The organism is Ramlibacter sp., from assembly GCF_050250995.1.
Classification (GTDB): domain Bacteria; phylum Pseudomonadota; class Gammaproteobacteria; order Burkholderiales; family Burkholderiaceae_C; genus Ramlibacter.
This window is the reverse complement of record NZ_JBFWNP010000019.1, coordinates 61,119-81,845: the sequence shown is the minus strand read 5'-3', so window position 1 is coordinate 81,845 and position 20,727 is coordinate 61,119. Positions and strand designations below refer to the sequence as shown.

Here is a 20,727-nt window from a genome sequence, read left to right as displayed (position 1 = left end):
ACGATGGAATCGTGCCCGCCATCAGCATGGAACGCTGCCCGCGATCGCATGGAACGCCGCCCGCCATCGGCTGGAACAGCGCCCGCCATCAGCGTGGAATCGTGCCCGTCATCGGGTGGAATACGCAACCAACAACGAGTTCGACCTGCTGATCCTCGACCTCGGCCTGCCGAAGATGCACGGCCTCGAGGTGCTGCGCAAGCTGCGCAGCCGCGGCTCCTCGATGCCCGTGCTGATCCTCACCGCCGCCGACAGCGTGGAGGAGCGCGTGAAGGGGCTCGACTACGGCGCCGACGATTACATGGCCAAGCCGTTTTCGCTGCAGGAACTCGAAGCCCGCGTGCGCGCGCTCACCCGGCGCGGCATGGGCGGCGCCACCAGCACGATCAAGCACGGCCCGCTGGTCTACGACCAGGCGGGACGGGTGGCGACCATCGACGGCAAGATGGTGGAGCTCTCCGCCCGCGAGCTCGGCCTGCTCGAAGTTCTGCTGCAGCGGGCCGGCCGGCTGGTGAGCAAGGACCAGCTCGTCGAGCGGCTGTGCGAGTGGGGCGAGGAGGTGAGCAACAACGCGATCGAGGTGTACATCCACCGCCTGCGCAAGAAGATCGAGAAGGGGCCGATCCGCATCGCGACGGTGCGTGGGCTCGGCTACTGCCTGGAAAAGATCCCGTAGAAAATATGCCCCCACGCTCCCCGCTTCGCGAGGTTCGCTGCCCCCCGAGGGGGCGCTCGCGCCTTGGGGCGGCCCTGCGGCGCTCGGACGCATGAAGATCTTCCAGCGCGAGCAGCGCTCGCTCTTCGGCGAGATCCTCGACTGGATGCTCACGCCGCTGCTGCTGCTGTGGCCCGTGAGCCTCGCGCTCACATGGCTCGTGGCCCAGAGCATCGCCGCCAAGCCTTTCGACCGCGCGCTCGAATACAACGTGCAGGCGCTCGCGCAGCTCGTCGCCGTCCACAACGGGCGGGCGAGCTTCAACCTGCCGCAGCCCGCGCGCGAGATCCTCCGCGCCGACGATTCCGACCTCGTGTACTACCAGGTGCTCGGTCCCGCTGGCGATTTCCTTTCGGGCGAGCGCGATTTTCCGCTGCCCCCGGAGGAGGAGGCGCCGCAGGTCGGCGAGGTGCGCCTGCGCGACGCGGAGATGCGCGGCCACGACCTGCGCGTGGCCTACACCTGGGTGCGCGTGCAGGTGCCCAAGGGCCCGCAGACCGTGCTCGTGCAGGTGGCCGAGACGCGCGAGAAGCGCTCCGTGCTCGCCACCGAGATCATCAAGGGCGTGATGCTGCCGCAGCTCGTGATCCTGCCGCTCGCGGTGCTGCTCGTGTGGCTCGCGCTCGTGCGCGGCATCCAGCCGCTGTCGCAGCTCGAGGAACGCATCCGCCAGCGCAAGCCCGACGACCTGAGCCCCCTCGACGACAAGGTGGTGCCGCTCGAGGTCGCGCCGCTCGTGTCCTCGGTGAACGACCTGCTCACGCGCCTGAAGGAATCGATCGCGCAGCAGAAGCGCTTCCTCGCGGACGCGGCGCACCAGCTCAAGACGCCGCTCGCCGGCCTGCGCATGCAGGCCGACCTGGCGCAGCGCGAGCAGTTCAACGCCGAGGAACTCAAGCTGTCGCTCAAGCAGATCGGACGCGCGAGCATGCGGGCCACGCACACGGTCAACCAGCTGCTGTCGCTCGCGCGCGCCGAAAGCAGCGACAAGGCCACGGCCCGCCAGCCCTGCGACCTGGCCGCGATCACGCGCGAAGCGATCCAGGATTCGCTGCCCCGCGCGATGGACCGGCGCATCGACCTCGGCTACGACGGCGCGCAGCCCGGTGCGCCCGGCGTGCAGGTGCCGGGCAATGCGACGCTGCTGAAGGAGATGATCGGCAACCTGCTGGACAACGCGATCAACTATGCCCCGTCGACCGACGAACGACCGGCCGTGGTCACCGCCCGCGTGCTGGCCGAAGACGGGCCGGTGCTGCAGGTAGAGGATTCCGGCCCGGGCATCCCCGAGGCCGAGCGCGAGCTCGTGTTCCAGCCGTTCTATCGCGCGCTCGGCACCAACGTCGACGGCTCCGGCCTCGGCCTGCCCATCGTGCTGGAGATCGCGCGGCAGCACGGCGCGCAGGTGACGCTGGAGGATGCGCGGCCCGGCCAGTCGCCGCCGGGCACGCGCGTGACGGTGCGCTTTCATCTCCCTCCCCCCGTGGGAGAGAGGTAAGGATTCAACCGGGCTTGTACACGTTCAATTGCAGCCGCTCGCGCTCGATCGCGCGCGCCACCGGCGGATGCGCGGCCACCTTCTGCACGTGCGCCCACAGCGCCGGGTTGCTCGCCGGGTCGATGCCGGCGAAGCCGCCCCAGCGCGCGAGCGTGAGCGCATAGGCATCCACCGGGCCGAAGTTCGCGCCGCCCAGCCACTCGCGGCCCTCGCTCGCGGCCTTGCGGGCCATCGCATCGAGGTCGCCGAGCAGCCCGCGGTAGACGTTCGCGTTGAACGTCTTCAGTTCGGCCTGCGTCTCGGGCGTGGCCGCGAACTTGTGCGGCATGAAGACGTGCGTGAAGGTCGGGTGCGCCGTGTTGTTCATCCACGCGAGGGTCTCGAGCACCTTGGTCCGCGCGATCCCCGGCGGCGGCAGGAATTTCTGCTCGGGAAACAGCGCGTCGATGTGCTGGACGATCGCGAGGATCTGCGTGATGGGCGTGTCGCCATCCACCAGCACCGGCACCTGCGCGCGCGGGTTGATCGCGCGGAATGCCTCGGACTCGTTTTCCTGCTTGTGGATCTTCACCATCGTCGGCTCATAAGGCGCGCCGGTGGCTTCGAGCAGGGTGTGCGGAACGAACGAACAGGCCCCGGGGGCGAAATACAGCTTCAGGCTCATGGCGGTCTCCTTGGGTACGTCGGGATTTCAGCGGCAGGCGCGCAGCGGCCGGCCGCCCAGCATGCCGCGGATCTCTTCCACGCGCGGCCGCAGCGCATCGTCGACCGCCGGCAGGGCGAGACGCTGGCCGCGCTGCTCGGCGCGCTCCTGCGCCACGCGCGCGGTGCGCACGCCGCGTTGCGCGAGGTTCTCGAGATGGCGCCCGGCCTCGGCCTCGGTCGGGAAACCGCCGAGCGAGAGGCCGGGCTCGAGACCCGGGTTCGCGAGGTTTTCGTAGGAGATGCCGAGCTGGCGCAACTCGGCCTTCTTGCGGTTGACGTGATCGAGCGTGAGGTACTTGCCCATGTAGACGATCCAGCGGGCCGGCTCCGTCGCGGGCTCGAGGTTCCAGGAGCCCGCCGGCCAGCTCTCCAGCACGGGCCGCAGCGCGCTCACCGTCGCGTCGTCGAGCGGACCCGCGGCGAGGCACTCGGGCGGGCGGGCCGTCGCGGCCGCGGCGGCTTCGAGGCGGCGCACTTCCTCGCTGCGCAGGATGCGCACGGCCTCGGGGCGCAGCTGCTGCGCGATGCGGTGCGGCTCGGACTGCTGCATCGGCCCGACCCCCCACGAGAGCAGATAGCCGTGCGACCAGGCGTAGTAGCCGCCGTTGGCGAGCAGCAGGAGCAGGACGAGCAGGCGCAGCACGGCGCTCACGTATCCAGCGGGAAGCCCCGCGCGGGCCGGACGCTGACTTCGGCGCTGTTGACGGCATGCATGCCGGAGGCAGTATGCACGAGCAGCGCGCCGTCTTCGCCCACGCCCCGGGCCGTGCCTTCGGTGCCGTCGCTCAGCGTCACGCGGCGCTCGTGCAGCGCGTCCCGGGCCTGGAACCGCGAGCGAAAGGGTGCGAAGCCCGACGCCTCGAACGCGGCCAGCGTTTCGGCCAGCGGCCCGGCAACGCGCCGCAGCGTCTCGCTCGCGTCCCACGCCGGCTGCAGTTCCACGAGGGCGGCGGGCGGCGTGGAGAGGCCCGTGGCGTCGCGCGGGGCGATGTTGAGGCCCACGCCCACGACGGCATAGCGGCCGCCGCCCTCGGCCTTGCCGAAAGTCGCCGTCTCGATCAGGATGCCGCCGAGCTTGCGGTCGTCCACCCACAGGTCGTTGGGCCATTTCAGCCGCACGCGTGGATGCAGGTTTTCGGCCAGGCTCACGCCCACGGCCAGCGACAGGCCCGACCAGTCCGCCGGGGCGAGAACCCGCCCGATCGAGAACGTCAGCGAATCGCCCTGCGCGCTCGCCCACTGCCGCCCCAGGCGCCCGCGCCCGGCCGTCTGCCGGCGCGCGGCGAGCAGCACGGGCTCGAAGCGGCCGGCGCGCGCGCGGCGCATCAGCTCGGTGTTGGTCGAGTCGACCTCGTCCAGCACCTCGACGGCGAAGCCCGCGAGCGCGGGATCGGCGGGGGCGGACAGCGCCATGGCGGTCAGCGGCCGCGCTTGGGCGCGAGCAGCGTGCCGCGGCAGGTCTTGGCCCCGCACCAGCAGGGGTACTCGGCCTTCAGCTTCTTCGTGTAGGGCTCGTCGATGATGAGCCCGTAGTCGTAGTTGAGCTCCTCGCCCGGGCGGATGTTGCGCAGCGCCTTGATCCAGACGCGGCCCTCTTCCTCGTCGGCCTCGCAGTTGGGGTCGCAGGCATGGTTGATCCAGCGGGAGGCGTTGCCGCCGTACAGGGCGTCCAGCACCTTGCCGTTGTCCAGGCTGAAGTAGAAGGTGTGGTTGGGGTCGTTCTCGTCGTGCGGATGGCGGCGCTGAGCCTCCTTCCAGGAGATGAGTTCCCCGGTGTATTCGATGATCTTCTCGCCCTCGGCGATGGGGGCGATCGCGAACACCCCCTTGCCGTGGACGCCCGACTTGCGAACCTGGATTCTTCTGGCCATCGGAAACTTCTGTTAATTTGAACTCGTACACGTGCGCGCGCGTGTGCGCGTATATGCGTACGCGCGCGCAAAGGGTGGATTGTAGAGACTGGAAACCATGGCCAAGACATTGGTGATTGCCGAGAAACCTTCCGTGGCGCAGGACATCGTCCGCGCCCTGACGCCCGTCGCGGGGAAGTTCGACAAGCACGACGAGCATTTCGAGAACGAGAAATACGTGGTGACGAGCGCCGTCGGCCACCTCGTGGAGATCCACGCGCCCGAGGAATTCGACGTCAAGCGCGGCAAGTGGAGCTTCGCCCACCTGCCGGTGCTGCCGCCGTACTTCGACCTGAAGCCGGTCGACAAGACGAAGTCGCGGCTGAACGCGGTGGTGAAGCTCGCGAAGCGCAAGGACGTGACCGAGCTGGTGAACGCCTGCGACGCCGGGCGGGAGGGCGAACTCATCTTCCGCCTCATCGAGCAGTACGCGGCGACCGAGAAGAAGACCGCGGCCAAGGGCGAGGACGCGACGCTGGGCAAGCCGGTGCGCCGCCTGTGGCTGCAGTCGATGACGCCGCAGGCCATCCGCGACGGCTTCGCCGCCCTGCGCAGCGACAAGCAGATGGAGGGCCTCGCGCACGCCGCGCGCTCGCGCTCCGAGGCCGACTGGCTGGTGGGCATCAACGGCACGCGCGCGATGACGGCGTTCAATTCGCGCGACGGCGGCTTCTTCCTCACGACCGTCGGCCGCGTGCAGACGCCCACGCTCGCCATCGTGGTCGAGCGCGAGGAGCAGATCCGCAAGTTCGTGAGCCGCGACTACTGGGAGGTGCATGCGAGCTTCCTGGTCGAGGGCGGGACGTACGCGGGCAAGTGGTTCGACCCGAAGTGGAAGAAGAACGAAGAGGACGCGGAGCGGCGGGCCGACCGCCTGTGGAGCGCGAAGGAAGCGCACGACATCGCCGAGGCCGTGCGCGGCAAGGCGGCGACCGTCACCGAGGAGTCGAAGCCGACCACCCAGGCTTCGCCGCTGCTCTTCGACCTGACCTCGCTGCAGCGCGAGGCCAACGGCCGCTTCGGCTATTCGGCCAAGACCACGCTTGCGCTGGCGCAGAGCCTGTACGAGCGGCACAAGGCACTCACCTATCCGCGAACCGATTCGCGCTACCTGCCCAACGACTACCTCAAGGTCGCGAAGGACGCGATGGGCATGCTGGCCGCGAGCGGCATGCGGCACCTCGCGCCCTTCGCGCAGCAGGCGCTCGACAACAACTACGTCAAGCCGACCAAGCGCGTGTTCGACGACAGCAAGGTCAGCGACCACTTCGCCATCATTCCCACGCTGGAGGCGCCCAGCGGACTGTCCGACGCCGAGCAGAAGCTGTACGACCTGGTCGTGCGCCGCTTCATGGCGGTGTTCTTCCCGAGCGCCGAGTACATGGTGACCACGCGCATCAGCCAGGCGGTGGGGCACAGCTTCAAGAGCGAGGGCAAAGTCCTCGTGAACCCCGGCTGGCTGGCGATCTTCGGCAAGGAGGCCGACGAGGAAGGCGACGAGAACGGCAAGATGCTCGTGGCCGTGAAGCCGGGCGAGATGGCGCGCATCGAAAGCGTGGACCCGAAGGCGCTGAAGACCCGTCCGCCCGCGCGCTACAGCGAAGCGACGCTGCTCGGCGCGATGGAAGGCGCCGGCAAGTTCGTCGAAGACGACGAGCTGCGCGAAGCGATGAACGAGAAGGGCCTGGGTACGCCGGCCACGCGCGCGGCGACGATCGAAGGACTCATCAACGAGAAGTACATGCTGCGCGACGGCCGCGAGCTGATCCCGACGGCGAAGGCGTTCCAGCTCATGACGCTGCTGCGGGGCCTGGGCGTGGAGGAACTCACCAAGCCGGAGCTGACCGGCGAGTGGGAGTACAAGCTCGCGCAGATGGAGCACGGCAAGCTGTCGCGCGACGCCTTCATGCGCGAGATCGCCGAGATGGCCAAGCACATCGTGAAGAAGGCCAAGGAGTACGACCGCGACACGGTGCCCGGCGACTACGCCACGCTGAAGACGCCGTGCCCGAACTGCGGCGGCATCGTGCAGGAGACCTACCGCCGCTACAACTGCGTGGGCAAGCCTGGCGCCGAGGCTTGCGGCTTCTCGTTCACCAAGATCCCCGCGGGCCGCGCGTTCGAGCTCGACGAGGTCGAGACCTTCCTGCGCGACAAGCGGATCGGCCCGCTGCAGGGCTTCCGCTCGAAGGCCGGCTGGCCGTTCGCCGCGGAGCTCGCGCTGAAGTTCGACGAGGAAGAGAAGAACTGGAAGCTGGAGTTCGACTTCGGCAACGAGGCCGACCCGTCCGAGACGGGCGAGATCGTCGACTTCAGCGCCCAGCAGCCGCTGGGCAAGTGCCCGAAGTGCGGCGGCCGCGTGTTCGAGTTCGGCGCGAACTACGTGTGCGAGAACTCCGTGCCGACGGCGCAACACCCGACGCCGACCTGCGACTTCAAGAGCGGCAAGATCATCCTGCAGCAGCCGGTGGAACGCGCGCAGATGGAGAAGCTCCTGGCCACCGGCAAGACGGACCTGCTCGACAAGTTCGTGTCGATGCGCACGCGCCGGCCGTTCAAGGCGTTCCTGGCGTGGGATGCGGAGGCGGGCAAGGTGAACTTCGAGTTCGAGCCGCGCGCGTCGAAGTTTCCGCCGCGCAAGGGCGCGCCCGCGAAGGCGGCGCCGGCGAAAGCCGGTGCGAAGTCAGCTGCGAAATCGGCGACGAAGGCGCCCGCGAAGGCCGCCGCGAAGGCCGCAGCGAAGAAGGCGCCCGCGAAGAAAACCCCCGCCGAAAAGACCGTGAACCGCAAGAGCGGCCCGGGCCTGAAGCCGAGCGAGGACCTGGCCGCGGTGATCGGCGCCGAGCCGGTCGCGCGCACCGAAGCCACGAAGAAGATCTGGGACTACATCAAGGCCCACGGTCTGCAGGACGCGAAGGACAAGCGCACGATCAACGGCGACGCGAAACTGCGCAAGGTGTTCGGCAAGCCGAGCGTCACGATGTTCGAGCTGGCGGGGGTGCTGGGGAAGCACCTGGCGAAGGAATAGCGCGCGACTGGGAAGGCGGGCTACCTCCCCAGCCCCGCCGTCCTCGCCACATGCACCTGGTGCAGCGTGATCTTGCGCACCTCGGCCTGGCTCGTCTCGATGTGCGCGCGCAGCAGCATCGCGGCCTGGTCGCCGCGCTTGTGCTGGATGGCGCGCAGGATCTTCGCGTGCTCGTCGTAGGTGGCGGCGATGCGCGCCTGCTTCGTGAAATCGAGCCGGCGGATGATGCGGATGCGCTCGGTCACGTCGCGATGCACGCGCGCCATCTCGGCATTGCCGGCCGCGGCGACCAGCGAGCAGTGGAAGGCCTCGTCCCATTGGGCGACCTGCACGGGGTCCGTGCTGCGCGCCGCCGCCGGCACGAGCCAGATCGCGACGAGCTGGTCGAGCAGCGCCCGGTCCACCCGCACGTCGTCGGCGCAGATGCGCTGCGCGGCCGTCGTCTCCAGCACCATGCGCAGGTCGTAGAGCTGCTCGAACTGGTCGAAGTCGAAGGGCAGCACGCGCCAGCCGCTGCGGAACAGCACCTCGACGTAGCCCTCCTGCTGCAGCCGGAACAAGGCCTGGCGCACAGGCGTGCGAGAGACGCCCAGGCGCTCGCCGATCTCGTTTTCGGTGAAGCGGTCGCCGGGCACGAGGTTGAACTCGGCCACGTCGCGCTTGAGCTGCTCGTACACCTCGTCCGCGCGCGAGCGGTGCGCGGTCGCCGCGGGGCGCCGGGACGGACGGACAAGGGTGGAGGGCACGCAGCGACTCTATCAGCGCGCACGCAGGAAGTCGGCGCTCGACGCGACCCAGCCCACGATGCCGCCCTGCGCGTGAATCATTTCCACGGTGGACGCCTTGAAACGCGGGAAATAACTCTCGGTGCAGTCTTCGAGCAGCAGGCAGTCGTAGCCGCGATCGTTGGCCTCGCGCATGCTCGTCTGCACGCACACTTCGGTCGTCACGCCCATGAAGACGAGATGGGTGATGCCCCGCGCCTGCAGCAGGTCTTGCAGCGGCGTCGCGTGGAACGCGCCCTTGCCGGGCTTGTCGATCTCGATCTCGCCCGGCGCGGGCGCGAGCTCGGGGATGATCGCGTTGCCGGGCTCGCCCGCGACGAGGATGCGGCCCATCGGCCCCACGTCGCCGATGCGCAGGCGCGGGCTGCCGCGTTCGCGCTTGGCCGGCGGGCAGTCGGACAGGTCCGCGCGATGCGACTCGCGCGTATGGACGACGAGCCCCCCTCGCTCGCGCCACGACTGCAGCACCTCGCGGCATGCCGGGATGATCTTGCGCAGCAGCCCGACGTCGTTGCCCAGCGACTCGCCGAATCCGCCGGGCTCCAGGAAGTCGCGCTGCATGTCGATGATGACGAGCGCGGTGGTGGCGAGTTCGAACTCGTAAGGGAAGGGCTGGGCTGCGATCTGCATGGATTTCGAAGGGTTCAGTGGTGGCCGCCGCCCATGTGCGCGCCCAGCACGGCGCGGTCCGCCCCGCCGGCCTGCGTCTCGAAGACGATGCGGCCTTCGCTCATGACGACGATGCGGTCGGCCAGGCCGAGCAGCTCGTCGAGGTCTTCGCCGATCAGCAGCACCGCGCCGCCGCGGTCGCGCACGGCGCGGATGCGCGCATGGATTTCCTCGACCGCCGCGAAGTCCAGGCCGAACACGGGATTGGCCGCGACGAGCAGGTCGATCTCGCCCGCGAGCTCGCGCGCGAGGACCGCGCGCTGCACGTTGCCGCCCGAGAGGCTGGCGATGGGCGCGCCTTCGCCGCGCGTCTTGATGCCGTAGGAGCCGATCCATTCGCGGGCGCGCTCGCGCCACGCGCGGAAGCGCAGTACGCCGCCGACCGCGAGCGGCGCGCGATCGAAGTCGCGCAAGGCCATGTTCTCGGCCACGCTCAGTTCGCCCACGCACGCGTTGCGAAGCGGCTCCTCGGGCAGGCTGCGGACTTTCAGCCGGTGGTTTTCCTCGCGCGTGGCGGCATAGGGCTGCTTCGACACCTGCACCTCGCCGCGCGAGCGCGCGCGCTGGCCGACGAGCGCCTCGACCATCTCGCGCTGGCCGTTGCCGGACACGCCGGCCACGCCCAGGATCTCGCCGGGGTACACGTCGAGGTCGACACCGCGCACCGCCATCGCGCCGCGGTCGCCCATGACGTCGAGGCCGCGGACCTGCAGCGTCGGGTTCGCGTCGCGGTTCGATGTCGCACGAGTTGCGACCGTCGCAACCGTCGCTTGCGTAGCATGCGACGCGGCCGACGCCGCCTCGCCCACCATGTGCGTCGCCAGCTGCGCCGGGGTCGTCTGCGCCACGGACACCTGTTGCACGGCCTTGCCGCGCCGCAGCACCGTGACGTCGTCCGCATAGGCCATCACCTCGCGGAACTTGTGCGTGATGATGAGGACGGTACACAGGCCCTCGCGCGCGAACTCGCGCACATGGCCGAGCACCTCGTCGGCCTCCTGCGGCGTGAGCACCGAGGTCGGCTCGTCGAGGATCAGCAGGCGCGGCCTCAGGTACAGCTGCTTGAGCAGTTCCAGCTTCTGCTTCTCGCCGGCCGCGAGCTCGGCGGGCCGCGCATCGAGGTCGAGGCGAAAGGGCGTGCCTGCCAGGAACTGCTCCAGTGCCGCGCGTTTGGCCTTCCAGTCGATCACGAGCGGCGTCGCGCCGCCGGCCAGCAGCAGGTTCTCGGCGACCGTCATGCCCGGCGCGAGCGTGAAGTGCTGGTAGACCATGCCGATGCCGAGCGTGCGCGCAACGACGGGGTTCGCAATGTCGTGCTCGCGTCCGTCGACCATGACGGCGCCCTCTTCGGCGCGATGGAATCCCGCGATGCACTTGACGAGCGTGCTCTTACCCGCGCCGTTCTCGCCGAGCAGCGCATGCACCGTGCCCGGCGCGACCTTCAGGCTCACGCGGTCGAGCGCGGTGAAGGCGCCGAAGCGCTTGGTGAGCTCGTAGGTCTCCAGCGCCATCGCGCGACCCTCGCCCCGTCCCTCTACCGCGAGCGGGAGAGGAAGAGGAAGAGGGAGCGACCCCTGATCGGCGAGCATGTCAGATCGCCTCGAGCAGCGCGCCCGAGTTCGCGTGCGCGCCGAACACGCCATGCTGCATCGTGATCATCTTCAGCGCCGCCTCGTGGTTGCCCCGGTCCGTCGCGGCGGTGCAGTCCGACAGCAGCAGGCATTCGAAGCCGCGGTCGTTGGCCTCGCGCATCGTCGTATGCACGCACACGTCGGTGGTGATGCCGGCGAGGATGAGGTTCGCGATGCCGCGCGTGCGCAGCACCAGCTCCAGGTCGGTCGCGCAGAAGCTGCCCTTGCCCGGCTTGTCGATCACCACCTCGCCGTCGAGCGGCGCGAGCTCCGGGATGATCTGCCAGCCCGGCTCGCCGCGCACGAGAATGCGCCCGCACGGTCCATCGTCGCCAATGCCCACCCCGCCCTTGCCGATCTGCCGCGAGCGCCAGCGCTTGTTGGCGGGCAGGTCCGACAGGTCGGGGCGATGCCCTTCGCGCGTGTGCATGACGGCGTAACCCTTCGCGCGCATCGCCGCCATCAGGCGCTTCAGCGGCTCGATGGGCGCGCGCGTGAGCGAGATGTCGTAGCCCATCGTGTCGACGTAGCCGCCGTGGCCACAGAAGTCGGTCTGCATGTCGATCACGAGCAGCGCCGTGTTCGCGGACGTCATGTCGCCGTTGTACGGCCAGAGGTAGGGATTCGCGTGGACGAAACGTTCCATGTCGTTCACCTTGCGGAGAGTTCGCCCGGACTGCCCGCGGCCAGTTGCCCGGGGCGGCAGCTGAGGACGAGGATCACCAGCGTGAGCACGTAGGGCACGATGTTGAAGAGGTGGTAGCCCCAGCCGATGCCGATGGATTGCAGCGCCGGGCCGATGGCGCCCGCGCCGCCGAACAGCAGCGCGGCCACCACGCAGCGCAGCGGATTCCAGCGCGCGAAGATGACGAGCGCCACGGCGATGAGCCCCTGGCCGCTCGAGATGCCTTCGTTCCAGCTGCCGGGGTAGAACAGCGTGAGGCAGGCGCCGCCCAGGCCGGCGATCATGCCGCCCGCCGCCGTGGCCGCGATGCGGATGCCGCCGACCGAATAGCCCAACGCGCGCGTCGCATTCGCCGAGTCGCCGGCCATGCGCACGAGCAGGCCGTGGCGCGTATTCGCGAACGCCCACCACAGGGCGGCCGCGAGCGCCGCGCCGAGCGGCACGAGCGGGTTGATCCGCAACGCGGCCTGGATAGCCGAGGAAGACGACCACGCACCGAGTTCGATGGGAGGCAGTTGCGGCGCCTGCGGCTGGATCAGCGGCTTGCCGAGATAGAACGCGAGCCCCATGCCGAGCAGCATGAGCGCGATGCCGGTCGCCACGTCGTTGACGCGCGGCAGCGAGCACAGCACGCCATGCAGCGTGGCCAGCGCCGCGCCCGCACCCATCGCCACGAGCACGCCGACCCACGCCGAGCCGCTCAGGTACGCGCCGCCGAACGCGGCCATCGCCGACAGCACGAGCACGCCCTCGAGCCCGAGGTTGATGCGGCCCGCCTTTTCGGTCAGGCATTCGCCGAGCGAGACGAAGAGGAAGGGCGCGCCGACGCGCAGCGCGCCGCCGAGGATCGCCACCACGAGCGTGAGAATTGCATCCGCGGTCATTCGGCTTCCCTCCGCGCTGCGCGCTGCGGGGCTATGCGCCTTGGGGCGGCCCGGCGGCTCATGCGGGCTTGTCCTCCATCGCCGGCGCCGCAGGTGGCAGCGGCGGCGCGATGCCGATCACCTTCGTCCAGAAGGCGCGCCAGTCGGTGTCGCGCAGCGCCTCGCTCGCGAGGATCAGGACGAAGGCCATGCCCTGCAGGAGCAGGACGGACGCATCGGGCAGGCCGAGGCGACGCTGCAGCAGGCTGCCGGCCGCGCCGAAGCCGCCGAAGAGGATGGCGACCGGGATGACGCCGAGCGGATGGTGCCTCGCCATGAACGAGACGAGGATGCCGGCGTAGCCATAACCCGCGATGAGCGACGCGTTCGCGCTGGTGTGGACCGCGACGACCTCGACCGCGCCGGCCAGGCCCGCGCCCGCGCCGCCGAGCGCGCAGGCGACGAGGATCCAGCGCGTGGCCGGCAGGCCCACGAGCCGCGCCGCGCGCAGGTTGCCGCCCACCACGCGAACCGAGAAGCCCGAAGGCGTCCAGCGCAGCCACACCGCCGCGGCGATGCAGGCGAGCACGCCCAGCGCGAGTCCCCAGTGAACCTCGGTGCCCGCCATGCCGCCGATGCGCATCGCCTCGGCCACCGCGTGCGTCGACGGTTTGTTCAGGCTCGCCGGGTCGCGCAGCGGGCCTTCCACGAGATGCTTGAACAGGCCGATGGCGACGTAGGCGAGCAGGAGGCTGCTGATGGTCTCGTTCACCCCGCGCCACTGCCGCAGCCAGCCCGCAAGCGCGATCCAGAGGCCGCCCATCGCCGCGCCCGCGGCGCACGCGAGCAAGGTCCCGAACCACCCCGAGGCCGGCGGCAACGCGTGCGCAAGCGCCGCGCAAGCGAGGCCCCCCAGCACCAGCGCGCCCTCGCCGCCGATCACGACCAGGCCCGCGCGCGCCGGAATCGCGACGCACAGGGCCGTCAGCATGAGCGGCGCCGCGCGCTGCAGCGTGTTCTGCCACGAATACGCATCGCCGAACGCGCCCTTGAACAGGATCACCCACACGTCGACGGCGTTCACGCCCGCGAACGAGACGAAGATGCCGAACAGCGCAAGCGCTGCCAGGACGGCGGCGACGGGCAGGGCGACGTGGCGCACGGGACTCGACGTCCGGTATCAGCTCGCGCTGCCGATCACGCCCTCGACGAGCCAGTTCATCTTCTCGAGCTCGAGGTCGGTCTGCTTCAGCGTCTTGCCAGCGGCGATGACGACGTTGCCCTTGTTGTCCTTGAGCGCGCCCTTGAAGATGTCGAACTTGCCGGCCATCATCTCGGCCTTCACGGCGTCGGCCCGCTTCTTGGCGGCGTCGTTGACGGTGGCGCCGTAGGGCGACATCTTGACGAAGCCGTCCTTCAGGCCGCCGCGCACGAAGTTGGGATGCGGCTTGCCGCTGCGCGCCGCGTCGATGAACTGCGTGTACGCGGTGAGCCAGTTCCACTCCGCCCCCGTGAGGTAGGCCTGCGGCGCGAGCTTCGCCTGCGACGCGTGGTAGCCGCACACCATCTTGCCGCGCTTGGCCGCGGTCTCGACGATCACCTTCGGGCCGTCCACGTGCATCGTGAACACGTCCACGCCCTGGTCGGCGAGGCTGTTCGTCGCCTCCGCTTCCTTCACGGGCATCGACCAGTCGCCGGTGAAGATCACCTGCGTCGTGATGCCGGGCTTGACCGAGCGCGCGCCCATCGTGAACGCGTTGATGTTGCGCAGCACCTGCGGGATGGGCTTGGCCGCGATGAAGCCGAGCTTGTTGCTCTTCGTCATGTGGCCGGCCACGACGCCGTTGATGTACTGCGCCTCGTCGATATAGCCGAAGAAGCTCGCGGTGTTCTTCGGATGCTTGCCCTCGGTCCACAGGCCGCCGCAATGCGCGAAGCGGACGTTGGGGTTCTTCGCCGCGACCGCCAGCATGTGCGGATCGAAGTACCCGAAGGAGGTGGGAAAGATCAGCGACGCGCCGTCCTGGGAGATCATGCCCTGCATCGACTTCTGCACGGCCGCGGTCTCGGCCACGTTCTCTTCCTCGACGACCTTCACGCCGGCCATCTTCTTCACCTGCGCGGCCGCCTCGGCCTGCGCCTGGTTGTAGCCGTAGTCGTCGCGCGGGCCGACGTAGATGACGCCGATGGTGATGGGGCGCGCCTGGGCGAAGGCGAACGGGCCGAAGCCGGCGGCGCCCAGGGCGGCGAGCGACTTGAGCGAGTCGCGGCGGTTGAGGTTCTTCGTCATGCTTCTCTCTCCGGTTGGTTGATCGGTGTTCACGCGCTCATCAGGCTCACGTGCGCGGCGACGACGCGCCAGCCCTCGGACGTGCGCATCCAGGTCTGGCTCTGGCGGCCGGTCTTCGTGCTGCCCTCGCGGCGAAATTCGATGTTGGCCGTGGCGAAGTCCGTTCCGTAGGTCGTGATGACCGTGCGCAGCACGTCGCGTGCCAGGCCCTGCGCGGGGCGCGCCGCGCGGAAGTCCGCGATGGCGGACCAGCCGTAGAGGTTCTCGCCCACCCCGTAGCGCAGGGTGTGCGGGCTGTTCCAGAACAGCTCGTCGAGCACCGCGACATCGTTGCCGACGAGCGCACGTTCGTAGCGGTCGAACGCGCGCACGACTTCGGCGAGGACTTCGGGACGATTGATCTCCATCACGCAACCATCCCTTTCAGGTGCGCGATGCCGGACTGCTGGAGCACCATCGCCGCGCGCAGGCAGAGGTCTTCGCGCCACGGTGCGGCGATGAGCTGCACGCCGATGGGCATGCCGCCCGTGCCTTCGGGCCACATCGGTGCGGCGGCGACGGGGCAGCCTGCGAACGAGATCGGCTGCGTGAGCAGGCCCACCGCGGGACGGCTCGGCTGCCTCACGCCGCCGACGTCGAGCCAGTCCGTGCCGATCTCCGGCGCGCTCACCGGCGTGGCGGGCGCGATCAGAACGTCCCACTGCGAAAAGAGCGTGTTGACTCTGTCTCGGTAGATGCGGCGGAAGCGCTGCGCCTTCAGGTACCAGTCGGCCGGTTGCAGCACGCCGGAGAGGAAGCGGTCGACCGAAAGCGGCTCGAAGTCCTGCGGGCGTTCGCGGAGGTTGTCGAGGTGCAGGCTGCCGCCCTCGCTCGCGGTGATGAGGAAAGCGGCGGCGCGCGCGAGGCCGGCATCGGGCCAGGTCACGTCGCCGATCGCGCCCAGCGTCTTCCCCGCGAGCGCGGCGACGGCACGCGCAGGCGCCGATGCGTTGTCGTGGAAGTACCCGCCGAGGACGCCGATGCGTAAACCGTCGACGCCGCGCGCGAGGGCGGGCGTCGCGGCCTGCACGCGCAGCGCCTGGCAGCCGGGATCGAGCGGGTCCGCGCCCTGCATGGCGTCGTAGGCGAGCGCGAGCGCTTCCACGCTGTCGCCGAGCGGTCCGAGGTGGTCGAGGCTGTGGACGAAGGGAAAGGTGCCGCGCCGGGAGAGTCGTCCGAAGGTCGGCTTCAGGCCCCAGGTTCCGCACAGCGACGAGGGCACGCGGATCGAGCCGTTGGTATCCGAGCCCAGCGTGAGCGGCACCTGCCCCGCGGCGACCGCCGCGCCCGAGCCGCCGGAGGAGCCGCCCGCGATGCGCGCGAGGTCATGCGGATTGCGCGTGGGGCCGTAGTGCGTGTTCTCGGTGGTGAAGCCGTAGGCGTATTCGTCCATGTTGAGCGCGCCGAGAAGCACCGCACCCGACGCCTTCAGGCGCTGCACGAGCACGGCGTCGGCAACGGCGGCCGGCAGTTCGCGGTTGATCTTCGAGCCCGCGAGCGTGGTGACGCATTCGATGTCGAAGAGGTTCTTCACCGCGTAGGGCAGGCCCGCGAGCGGCGGCAGCGGCTCGCGGCGCGCATGCCGGGCGTCGACGGCGTCGGCCTCGGCGCGGGCGCGGGAAAAGGTACGCTCGGTGAACGCGTTGACGCGCGCGTCGGTGGTTTCGATGCGGGCGATGGCGGCGTCGCAGACTTCGCGCGCGCTCGTGTCGCCGCGCGCGATCGCCTGCAGGAGATCGATCGACTTCATGCCTCGTCCTCCGGGGGGAAGGGCGCGGGGCGGTAGATCTCCGCGATCTCGTCGTGCGGCGCGAGCGGCGCCGTCTCGAGCACCCGCGCGATGGCGACGGTGCGGCCGAAGTGCAGCGCCACGGCCTGCGCGCGCGCCTCGTCGAATGACAGCCCCAGCGCGCGCGCCGACGACTGGACGTACTGGAGAACTTCGGCTTCGTCCATGGCTCAGAACTCCGGCAGGGTGTCGGTGAAGTGGCAGGCCGCCTCGCGCGCCGGCGAGACCCCGCGCAGCGCGGGCAGCGACTGCTCGCACGTCGCCGTGCCGTGCGGGCAGCGGCCGTGGAAGTGGCAGCGCGTCGGCGCGGGCCGGTGCGCCATGCGGATGGGGCTCTGCGGCTCGCCGGCGAGCAGGTGGTCGGCGGCGGCGCGCCCCGACCCCGGAATCGACGCGATCAGCGCGCGGGTGTAGGGGTGACGCGGATTCGCGAACACCTCCTGCGCGGGGCCGCTCTCGACCACCCGCCCGAGGTACATCACCAGCACGCGGTCGCAGAGCAGGCGCACGACGTTGAGGTCGTGCGACACGAAGAGGAAGCTCATGCCGAGTTCGCGCTTGAGATTCGCGAGCAGCTGCAGGATCACGACCTGCACCGACACGTCGAGCGCGGCGGTCGGCTCGTCGAGCACGAGCAGGCGCGGGCGCAGCACGGCCGCGCGCGCGATGCCCACGCGCGCTTTCTGGCCGCCGGAGAGCTGGTGCGGGAACCTCGGCAGCAGCTCGTGCGGCAGGCCCGTGAGACGCGCGATCTCTTCCACGCGCGTTCGCAATTCGTTCGCGTCGCGGATGCCGGCGAGCAGGCGCAGGGGCTCCGCGATGGTGTCGAAGGCGGTGTAGCGCGGGTTCAGGCTGTCGTGCGGGTCCTGGAACACCATCTGCACGTCGCACCGCGACTTGTGCTGCGGCATGTCGCGCGGGTCGACCAGGCCGAGGTCCGCGCCGAGGAAACGGATCTGCCCGTCGGACAGGGCAAGCGTGCGCGTGAGCAGGCGCACGAGCGTCGACTTGCCGCAGCCCGATTCGCCCACGAGGCCGACCGTCTCGCCGGCATCGATGCGGAAGCTCACGCCGTCGACCGCGTGCAGCTGGCCCATGCCCTGCGGCGTCTTCACGGGGAAGCGCTTGGCGAGGTCCATCACTTCGAGGAGGGCGGCGGTCATGCGAACGCTCCGGCGTGCGCAGGGAGATGGCAGCGCACCGCATGCTCGCCATCGACGTGCTGCGGCAGCGCGGCCGAACAGACATCCGCCCGCTGCCCGCACCGCTGCGCGAACCGGCACGCCGGCAGATCCTCGCGCCGCAGATCGGGAAGACTCCCGCCGATGGAGACGAGTTCCTCCAGCGACGCCCGCCCCACGGGCGTGGCGCCGATCAGCTGCCGCGTGTACGGATGCCGCGGCCGCGTGAACAGCGCCTCGGTCGGCGCGGATTCGACGACGTGCCCCGCATGCATCACCACGATGCGGTCGCACTCGCCGCGCGCGAGGCCGAGGTCGTGCGTGATCAGCAGCGTGGCCATGCCGCCTTCGCGCGCCTTCTCGCGAATGAGCGCCATGATCGCCGCCTGCGTCGTCACGTCCAGCCCCGTCGTGGGCTCGTCCGCGATCAGCAGCTTCGGCCCGCAGGCGAGCGCCAGCGCGATCATCACCCGCTGGCACAGGCCGCCCGACAGCTCGAACGGGTACGCGTGATAGCGCCGCTCCGGGTCGGGGATCTTCATCTCCGCCAGGCACTGGATCGCGCGCGCCTTCACCTCCGAGCGCAGCGCGGTGCTGTGCCGCAGCAGCACGTCCTCGAGCTGGTGGCCGATCTTGCGGATCGGATTCAGCGCCACCTTCGGGTTCTGGAAGATCATCGACACTTCGCGGCCGCGGATCGCCTGCAGGTCGGCCTCTTTCGCCGCAATCAGGTCCATGCCGTCGAAGTGCGCGCTGCCCGCCGTGATGCGCGCGGCCGCGTCGGACAGGCCGAGCAGCGCATACGACAGCACGCTCTTGCCGGAGCCGGATTCGCCGACGAGGCCGACCGTCTCGCCCTTGGCGATGGCGAGCGACACGTCCTGCAGGGCGTGGACGGTGCCGCCGCGCGTGCGGAACTGAAGCGAGAGGTTCTCGACGGAAAGCAGGGGGAGCGGGGTGGATGGCGTCGACGGCGTCATGTGCGCCTCCGCGGATCGATCAGGTCGCGCAGGCCGTCGCCCAGCAGGTTGAACGTGAACACCGCGAGCATCAGCACGGAGCCCGGGAACAGCGCGACCCACCATTCGCCGGAGATGATGTAGGTGGCGCCCTCCGCGACCATGATCCCCCACTCCGCGGCCGGCGGGCTCACGCCGAGGCCGATGAACGACAGGCCGGCCGCATTCAGGATGGCCCAGCCCATGTTGAGCGACACCTGCACCATCATCGGCGGCATGGCGTTGGGCACCAGGTGCGCAAGCAGGATGCGCGCGTCGCCGTTGCCCGCGAGGCGCGCCGCTTCGATGAAGCCGGCTTCGCGCCGCACGTTGACCTCGGTGCGCGCCACGCGGATGTAGAAGGGCAGATTCACCACCGCCGTCGCGAGGATGATGTTCGCGACCGAGTTGCCGAGCGCCGCGACGATGCCCATCGCGAGCACGAAGAGCGGAAAGCTCATGACCATGTCGCAGCCGCGCATCACGATGCGCTCCAGCCAGCCGCCGAAGTAGCCCGCGCACGCGCCGAGCAGGCCGCCGACGACGAAGGACGCGCCCACGGCCGCGATGGCGATGACGAAGTCGATGCGCGTGGCGACGATGACGCGCGAAAGAATGTCGCGGCCGAGCGAATCGGTGCCGAACCAGTGCTTCGCCGAAGGCGGCGAGAGCGAGGGGCCGACGTTCGTCGCCAGCGCGTCGTAGGGCGCGATCCAAGGGCCGACGATGGCCAGCAGGACGAAGAGGGCGAACAGCGTGGCGGCAACCAGCGTGAACGGGTTATCCGAGAGGACGTACTTCGCGTGCGTCCAGAAGGTTTTCTCCCTCCCCCGCGGGGGGAGGGTCGGGGCGGGGGCATCGCGTGCCGTGCCCCCACCCCCGCCCTCCCCCAGTGGGGGAGGGAGCGAGTTCGTCTCGGTCTTCATGACGCCAGCCTCACGCGCGGATCGATCACCACATACAGCAGGTCGATCACGAGGTTCAGCATCGTGTACAGGACCGCCATCGTAAGCACGAAGCCCTGCACCGGCGCGTAGTCGCTCGCCACCAGCGCCTCGAGCGCGAAGGAGCCGACGCCGGGCCAGGCGAACACCTTTTCGACGATCACGCTCATGCCCAGGAGGAACGAGAACACCATGCCCATCGTCGTGACGACCGGCAGCAGCGCGTTGCGCAGCGCATAGCGCACGAGCACCGTCGGCGTCGACAGGCCCGAGGCGCGCGCGGTGCGGATGAAATCGGCCGACAGGACGGACAGCATCGAGGCGCGCGTCATCCGCGCGATGGGCGCCAGCACGAAGATGCCCAGCGTGAGCACGGGCAGGATCATCTGCTTCGCGCTCGCGACGAACAGCTTCGCGTCGCCCGCGAGCAGGCTGTCGACGGTGTAGAACCCCGTGACCGTCGGCGGCGCGGTGAGATAGGGATCGAGCCGCCCGATGGGCGACAGCGCCCAGCCGAGCAGGAAATACAGCACGTAGGTGAGCAGCAGTCCCGTGAAGAACGTGGGCAGGGACACGCCCGCCGTCGTCACGAGCCGGCATGCATGGTCGATCCACGAATCCGGATGCCGCGCCGCGAGGATGCCCAGCGGAATCGCGATGCTCACCGCGAACAGCAGCGAGGCGAGCACGAGTTCGAGCGACGCCGGCAGGCGCGCGAGCAGCTCCTGGCGGACCGGCTGGCCGGTCGACAGCGCCTGCCCGAAGTCCCCCCGCGCGAGGTCCCGGACGTAGATCCAGAACTGCTCGGGCAGCGTGCGGTTGAGCCCGAGCTTTTCGCGCACCTGCTCCACCGCTTCCTGCGTGCCCGCGGGCCCCGCGAAGAACGCGGCGGGGTCGCCCGGCAGCGCGCGCGTGAGCAGGAAGGTGATGAGCACGATGCCGAAGAGGTTCGGCAGCGCGCCCAGCAGGCGCTTCGCGATGAGCATCGCCATGGCTG

Annotated in this window: 21 protein-coding genes; 3 read left to right on the top strand and 18 right to left on the bottom strand. The window is 69.9% G+C overall.

All coding sequences use genetic code 11. The features are described from left to right. Positions 1–34: 34 nt before the first annotated feature. Positions 35–676 (top strand): response regulator transcription factor, encoded by a 642-nt coding sequence (locus AB7E83_RS14305; protein WP_428570535.1) that lies wholly within the window; start codon positions 35–37, stop codon positions 674–676. Between the two features lie 91 nt (positions 677–767). Then, positions 768–2,213, top strand: coding sequence for a sensor histidine kinase (locus tag AB7E83_RS14300; protein WP_428570530.1), 1,446 nt, complete (start codon positions 768–770; stop codon positions 2,211–2,213). A 4-nt stretch (positions 2,214–2,217) separates the two neighbouring features. Here the strand turns inward: AB7E83_RS14300 and AB7E83_RS14295 are convergent, their stop codons facing one another. From AB7E83_RS14295 to AB7E83_RS14280, 4 genes are read right to left on the bottom strand one after another with little or no spacing between them, the layout of a single operon-like run. Continuing rightward, entirely contained in the window at positions 2,218–2,877 is a 660-nt protein-coding gene (locus AB7E83_RS14295) for a glutathione S-transferase family protein (RefSeq protein ID WP_428570528.1), read from the bottom strand. Positions 2,878–2,904: 27 nt separating this feature from the next. Continuing rightward, a complete protein-coding gene (locus tag AB7E83_RS14290; RefSeq protein ID WP_428570526.1) occupies positions 2,905–3,561 on the bottom strand; it encodes an SPOR domain-containing protein in 657 nt (218 codons plus the stop codon). A gap of 5 nt (positions 3,562–3,566) precedes the next feature. Further along, entirely contained in the window at positions 3,567–4,331 is a 765-nt protein-coding gene (locus AB7E83_RS14285) for a biotin--[acetyl-CoA-carboxylase] ligase (RefSeq protein WP_428570524.1), read from the bottom strand. Positions 4,332–4,336: 5 nt separating this feature from the next. Next, positions 4,337–4,789: an SET domain-containing protein gene (locus AB7E83_RS14280; RefSeq protein ID WP_428570522.1), complete on the bottom strand. Its 453-nt coding sequence runs from the start codon at positions 4,787–4,789 to the stop codon at positions 4,337–4,339. 97 nt (positions 4,790–4,886) lie between these two features. Between AB7E83_RS14280 and AB7E83_RS14275 the strand changes: the two genes are divergently transcribed. After that, complete coding sequence (locus tag AB7E83_RS14275) at positions 4,887–7,856, top strand: DNA topoisomerase III (protein ID WP_428570520.1); 2,970 nt, start codon at positions 4,887–4,889, stop codon at positions 7,854–7,856. Between the two features lie 20 nt (positions 7,857–7,876). On the opposite strand, the gene AB7E83_RS14270 is transcribed toward AB7E83_RS14275, so the two are convergent. The 14 genes from AB7E83_RS14270 to AB7E83_RS14205 all read right to left on the bottom strand — a co-directional run bounded on the left by AB7E83_RS14270 (position 7,877) and on the right by AB7E83_RS14205 (position 20,722). After that, positions 7,877–8,602 (bottom strand): GntR family transcriptional regulator, encoded by a 726-nt coding sequence (locus AB7E83_RS14270; protein WP_428570518.1) that lies wholly within the window; start codon positions 8,600–8,602, stop codon positions 7,877–7,879. Between the two features lie 12 nt (positions 8,603–8,614). After that, on the bottom strand, positions 8,615–9,271 hold the full coding sequence (locus tag AB7E83_RS14265; RefSeq protein ID WP_428570516.1) for a cysteine hydrolase family protein: 657 nt from the start codon (positions 9,269–9,271) through the stop codon (positions 8,615–8,617). 14 nt (positions 9,272–9,285) lie between these two features. Then, the gene (locus AB7E83_RS14260; protein WP_428570514.1) at positions 9,286–10,821 is read right to left on the bottom strand and encodes an ABC transporter ATP-binding protein; all 1,536 of its coding nucleotides are present in this window, start codon (positions 10,819–10,821) and stop codon (positions 9,286–9,288) included. 79 nt (positions 10,822–10,900) lie between these two features. Then, a complete protein-coding gene (gene biuH, locus AB7E83_RS14255) occupies positions 10,901–11,587 on the bottom strand; it encodes a biuret amidohydrolase (protein WP_428570512.1) in 687 nt (228 codons plus the stop codon). 5 nt (positions 11,588–11,592) lie between these two features. Then, the gene (locus tag AB7E83_RS14250) at positions 11,593–12,510 is read right to left on the bottom strand and encodes an ABC transporter permease (protein ID WP_428570510.1); all 918 of its coding nucleotides are present in this window, start codon (positions 12,508–12,510) and stop codon (positions 11,593–11,595) included. A 58-nt stretch (positions 12,511–12,568) separates the two neighbouring features. Continuing rightward, positions 12,569–13,651 carry an ABC transporter permease gene (locus AB7E83_RS14245; protein ID WP_428570508.1) on the bottom strand — a complete coding sequence of 361 codons (1,083 nt, stop codon included), beginning with the start codon at positions 13,649–13,651 and terminating at the stop codon, positions 12,569–12,571. An 18-nt stretch (positions 13,652–13,669) separates the two neighbouring features. After that, positions 13,670–14,779, bottom strand: a complete 1,110-nt coding sequence (locus AB7E83_RS14240) for a BMP family ABC transporter substrate-binding protein (protein ID WP_428570506.1) — start codon at positions 14,777–14,779, stop codon at positions 13,670–13,672. A gap of 29 nt (positions 14,780–14,808) precedes the next feature. After that, positions 14,809–15,186, bottom strand: coding sequence for an oxalurate catabolism protein HpxZ (gene hpxZ / locus AB7E83_RS14235; RefSeq protein WP_428570504.1), 378 nt, complete (start codon positions 15,184–15,186; stop codon positions 14,809–14,811). Continuing rightward, positions 15,186–16,568, bottom strand: a complete 1,383-nt coding sequence (locus AB7E83_RS14230) for an AtzE family amidohydrolase (protein ID WP_428570503.1) — start codon at positions 16,566–16,568, stop codon at positions 15,186–15,188. The genes hpxZ and AB7E83_RS14230 overlap by 1 nt, the downstream gene beginning before the upstream one ends. Next, on the bottom strand, positions 16,565–16,774 hold the full coding sequence (locus AB7E83_RS14225; protein ID WP_428570501.1) for a DUF4089 domain-containing protein: 210 nt from the start codon (positions 16,772–16,774) through the stop codon (positions 16,565–16,567). Before AB7E83_RS14225 ends, AB7E83_RS14230 begins: the two co-directional genes overlap by 4 nt. Positions 16,775–16,777: 3 nt before the next feature. Beyond that, on the bottom strand, positions 16,778–17,770 hold the full coding sequence (locus AB7E83_RS14220; protein WP_428570499.1) for an oligopeptide/dipeptide ABC transporter ATP-binding protein: 993 nt from the start codon (positions 17,768–17,770) through the stop codon (positions 16,778–16,780). Beyond that, positions 17,767–18,768 (bottom strand): ABC transporter ATP-binding protein, encoded by a 1,002-nt coding sequence (locus AB7E83_RS14215; protein ID WP_428570498.1) that lies wholly within the window; start codon positions 18,766–18,768, stop codon positions 17,767–17,769. Before AB7E83_RS14215 ends, AB7E83_RS14220 begins: the two co-directional genes overlap by 4 nt. Next, positions 18,765–19,712 (bottom strand): ABC transporter permease, encoded by a 948-nt coding sequence (locus tag AB7E83_RS14210; protein ID WP_428570496.1) that lies wholly within the window; start codon positions 19,710–19,712, stop codon positions 18,765–18,767. Before AB7E83_RS14210 ends, AB7E83_RS14215 begins: the two co-directional genes overlap by 4 nt. Then, entirely contained in the window at positions 19,709–20,722 is a 1,014-nt protein-coding gene (locus AB7E83_RS14205; RefSeq protein ID WP_428570494.1) for an ABC transporter permease, read from the bottom strand. The genes AB7E83_RS14210 and AB7E83_RS14205 overlap by 4 nt, the downstream gene beginning before the upstream one ends. Between the last annotated feature and the right edge of the window lie 5 nt (positions 20,723–20,727).

What these genes read in the sequence shown, in the direction of transcription:
- AB7E83_RS14300 (WP_428570530.1), top strand. Translation starts at nt 768, where the DNA reads ATGAAGATCTTCCAGCGCGAGCAGCGCTCGCTCTTCGGCGAGATCCTC.
- AB7E83_RS14295 (WP_428570528.1), bottom strand. Translation starts at nt 2,877, where the DNA reads ATGAGCCTGAAGCTGTATTTCGCCCCCGGGGCCTGTTCGTTCGTTCCG.
- AB7E83_RS14285 (WP_428570524.1), bottom strand. Translation starts at nt 4,331, where the DNA reads ATGGCGCTGTCCGCCCCCGCCGATCCCGCGCTCGCGGGCTTCGCCGTC.
- AB7E83_RS14280 (WP_428570522.1), bottom strand. Translation starts at nt 4,789, where the DNA reads ATGGCCAGAAGAATCCAGGTTCGCAAGTCGGGCGTCCACGGCAAGGGG.
- AB7E83_RS14275 (WP_428570520.1), top strand. Translation starts at nt 4,887, where the DNA reads ATGGCCAAGACATTGGTGATTGCCGAGAAACCTTCCGTGGCGCAGGAC.
- AB7E83_RS14265 (WP_428570516.1), bottom strand. Translation starts at nt 9,271, where the DNA reads ATGCAGATCGCAGCCCAGCCCTTCCCTTACGAGTTCGAACTCGCCACC.
- AB7E83_RS14260 (WP_428570514.1), bottom strand. Translation starts at nt 10,821, where the DNA reads ATGGCGCTGGAGACCTACGAGCTCACCAAGCGCTTCGGCGCCTTCACC.
- biuH (WP_428570512.1), bottom strand. Translation starts at nt 11,587, where the DNA reads ATGGAACGTTTCGTCCACGCGAATCCCTACCTCTGGCCGTACAACGGC.
- AB7E83_RS14250 (WP_428570510.1), bottom strand. Translation starts at nt 12,510, where the DNA reads ATGACCGCGGATGCAATTCTCACGCTCGTGGTGGCGATCCTCGGCGGC.
- AB7E83_RS14240 (WP_428570506.1), bottom strand. Translation starts at nt 14,779, where the DNA reads ATGACGAAGAACCTCAACCGCCGCGACTCGCTCAAGTCGCTCGCCGCC.
- hpxZ (WP_428570504.1), bottom strand. Translation starts at nt 15,186, where the DNA reads ATGGAGATCAATCGTCCCGAAGTCCTCGCCGAAGTCGTGCGCGCGTTC.
- AB7E83_RS14230 (WP_428570503.1), bottom strand. Translation starts at nt 16,568, where the DNA reads ATGAAGTCGATCGATCTCCTGCAGGCGATCGCGCGCGGCGACACGAGC.
- AB7E83_RS14225 (WP_428570501.1), bottom strand. Translation starts at nt 16,774, where the DNA reads ATGGACGAAGCCGAAGTTCTCCAGTACGTCCAGTCGTCGGCGCGCGCG.
- AB7E83_RS14220 (WP_428570499.1), bottom strand. Translation starts at nt 17,770, where the DNA reads ATGACCGCCGCCCTCCTCGAAGTGATGGACCTCGCCAAGCGCTTCCCC.
- AB7E83_RS14215 (WP_428570498.1), bottom strand. Translation starts at nt 18,768, where the DNA reads ATGACGCCGTCGACGCCATCCACCCCGCTCCCCCTGCTTTCCGTCGAG.
- AB7E83_RS14210 (WP_428570496.1), bottom strand. Translation starts at nt 19,712, where the DNA reads ATGAAGACCGAGACGAACTCGCTCCCTCCCCCACTGGGGGAGGGCGGG.
- AB7E83_RS14205 (WP_428570494.1), bottom strand. Translation starts at nt 20,722, where the DNA reads ATGGCGATGCTCATCGCGAAGCGCCTGCTGGGCGCGCTGCCGAACCTC.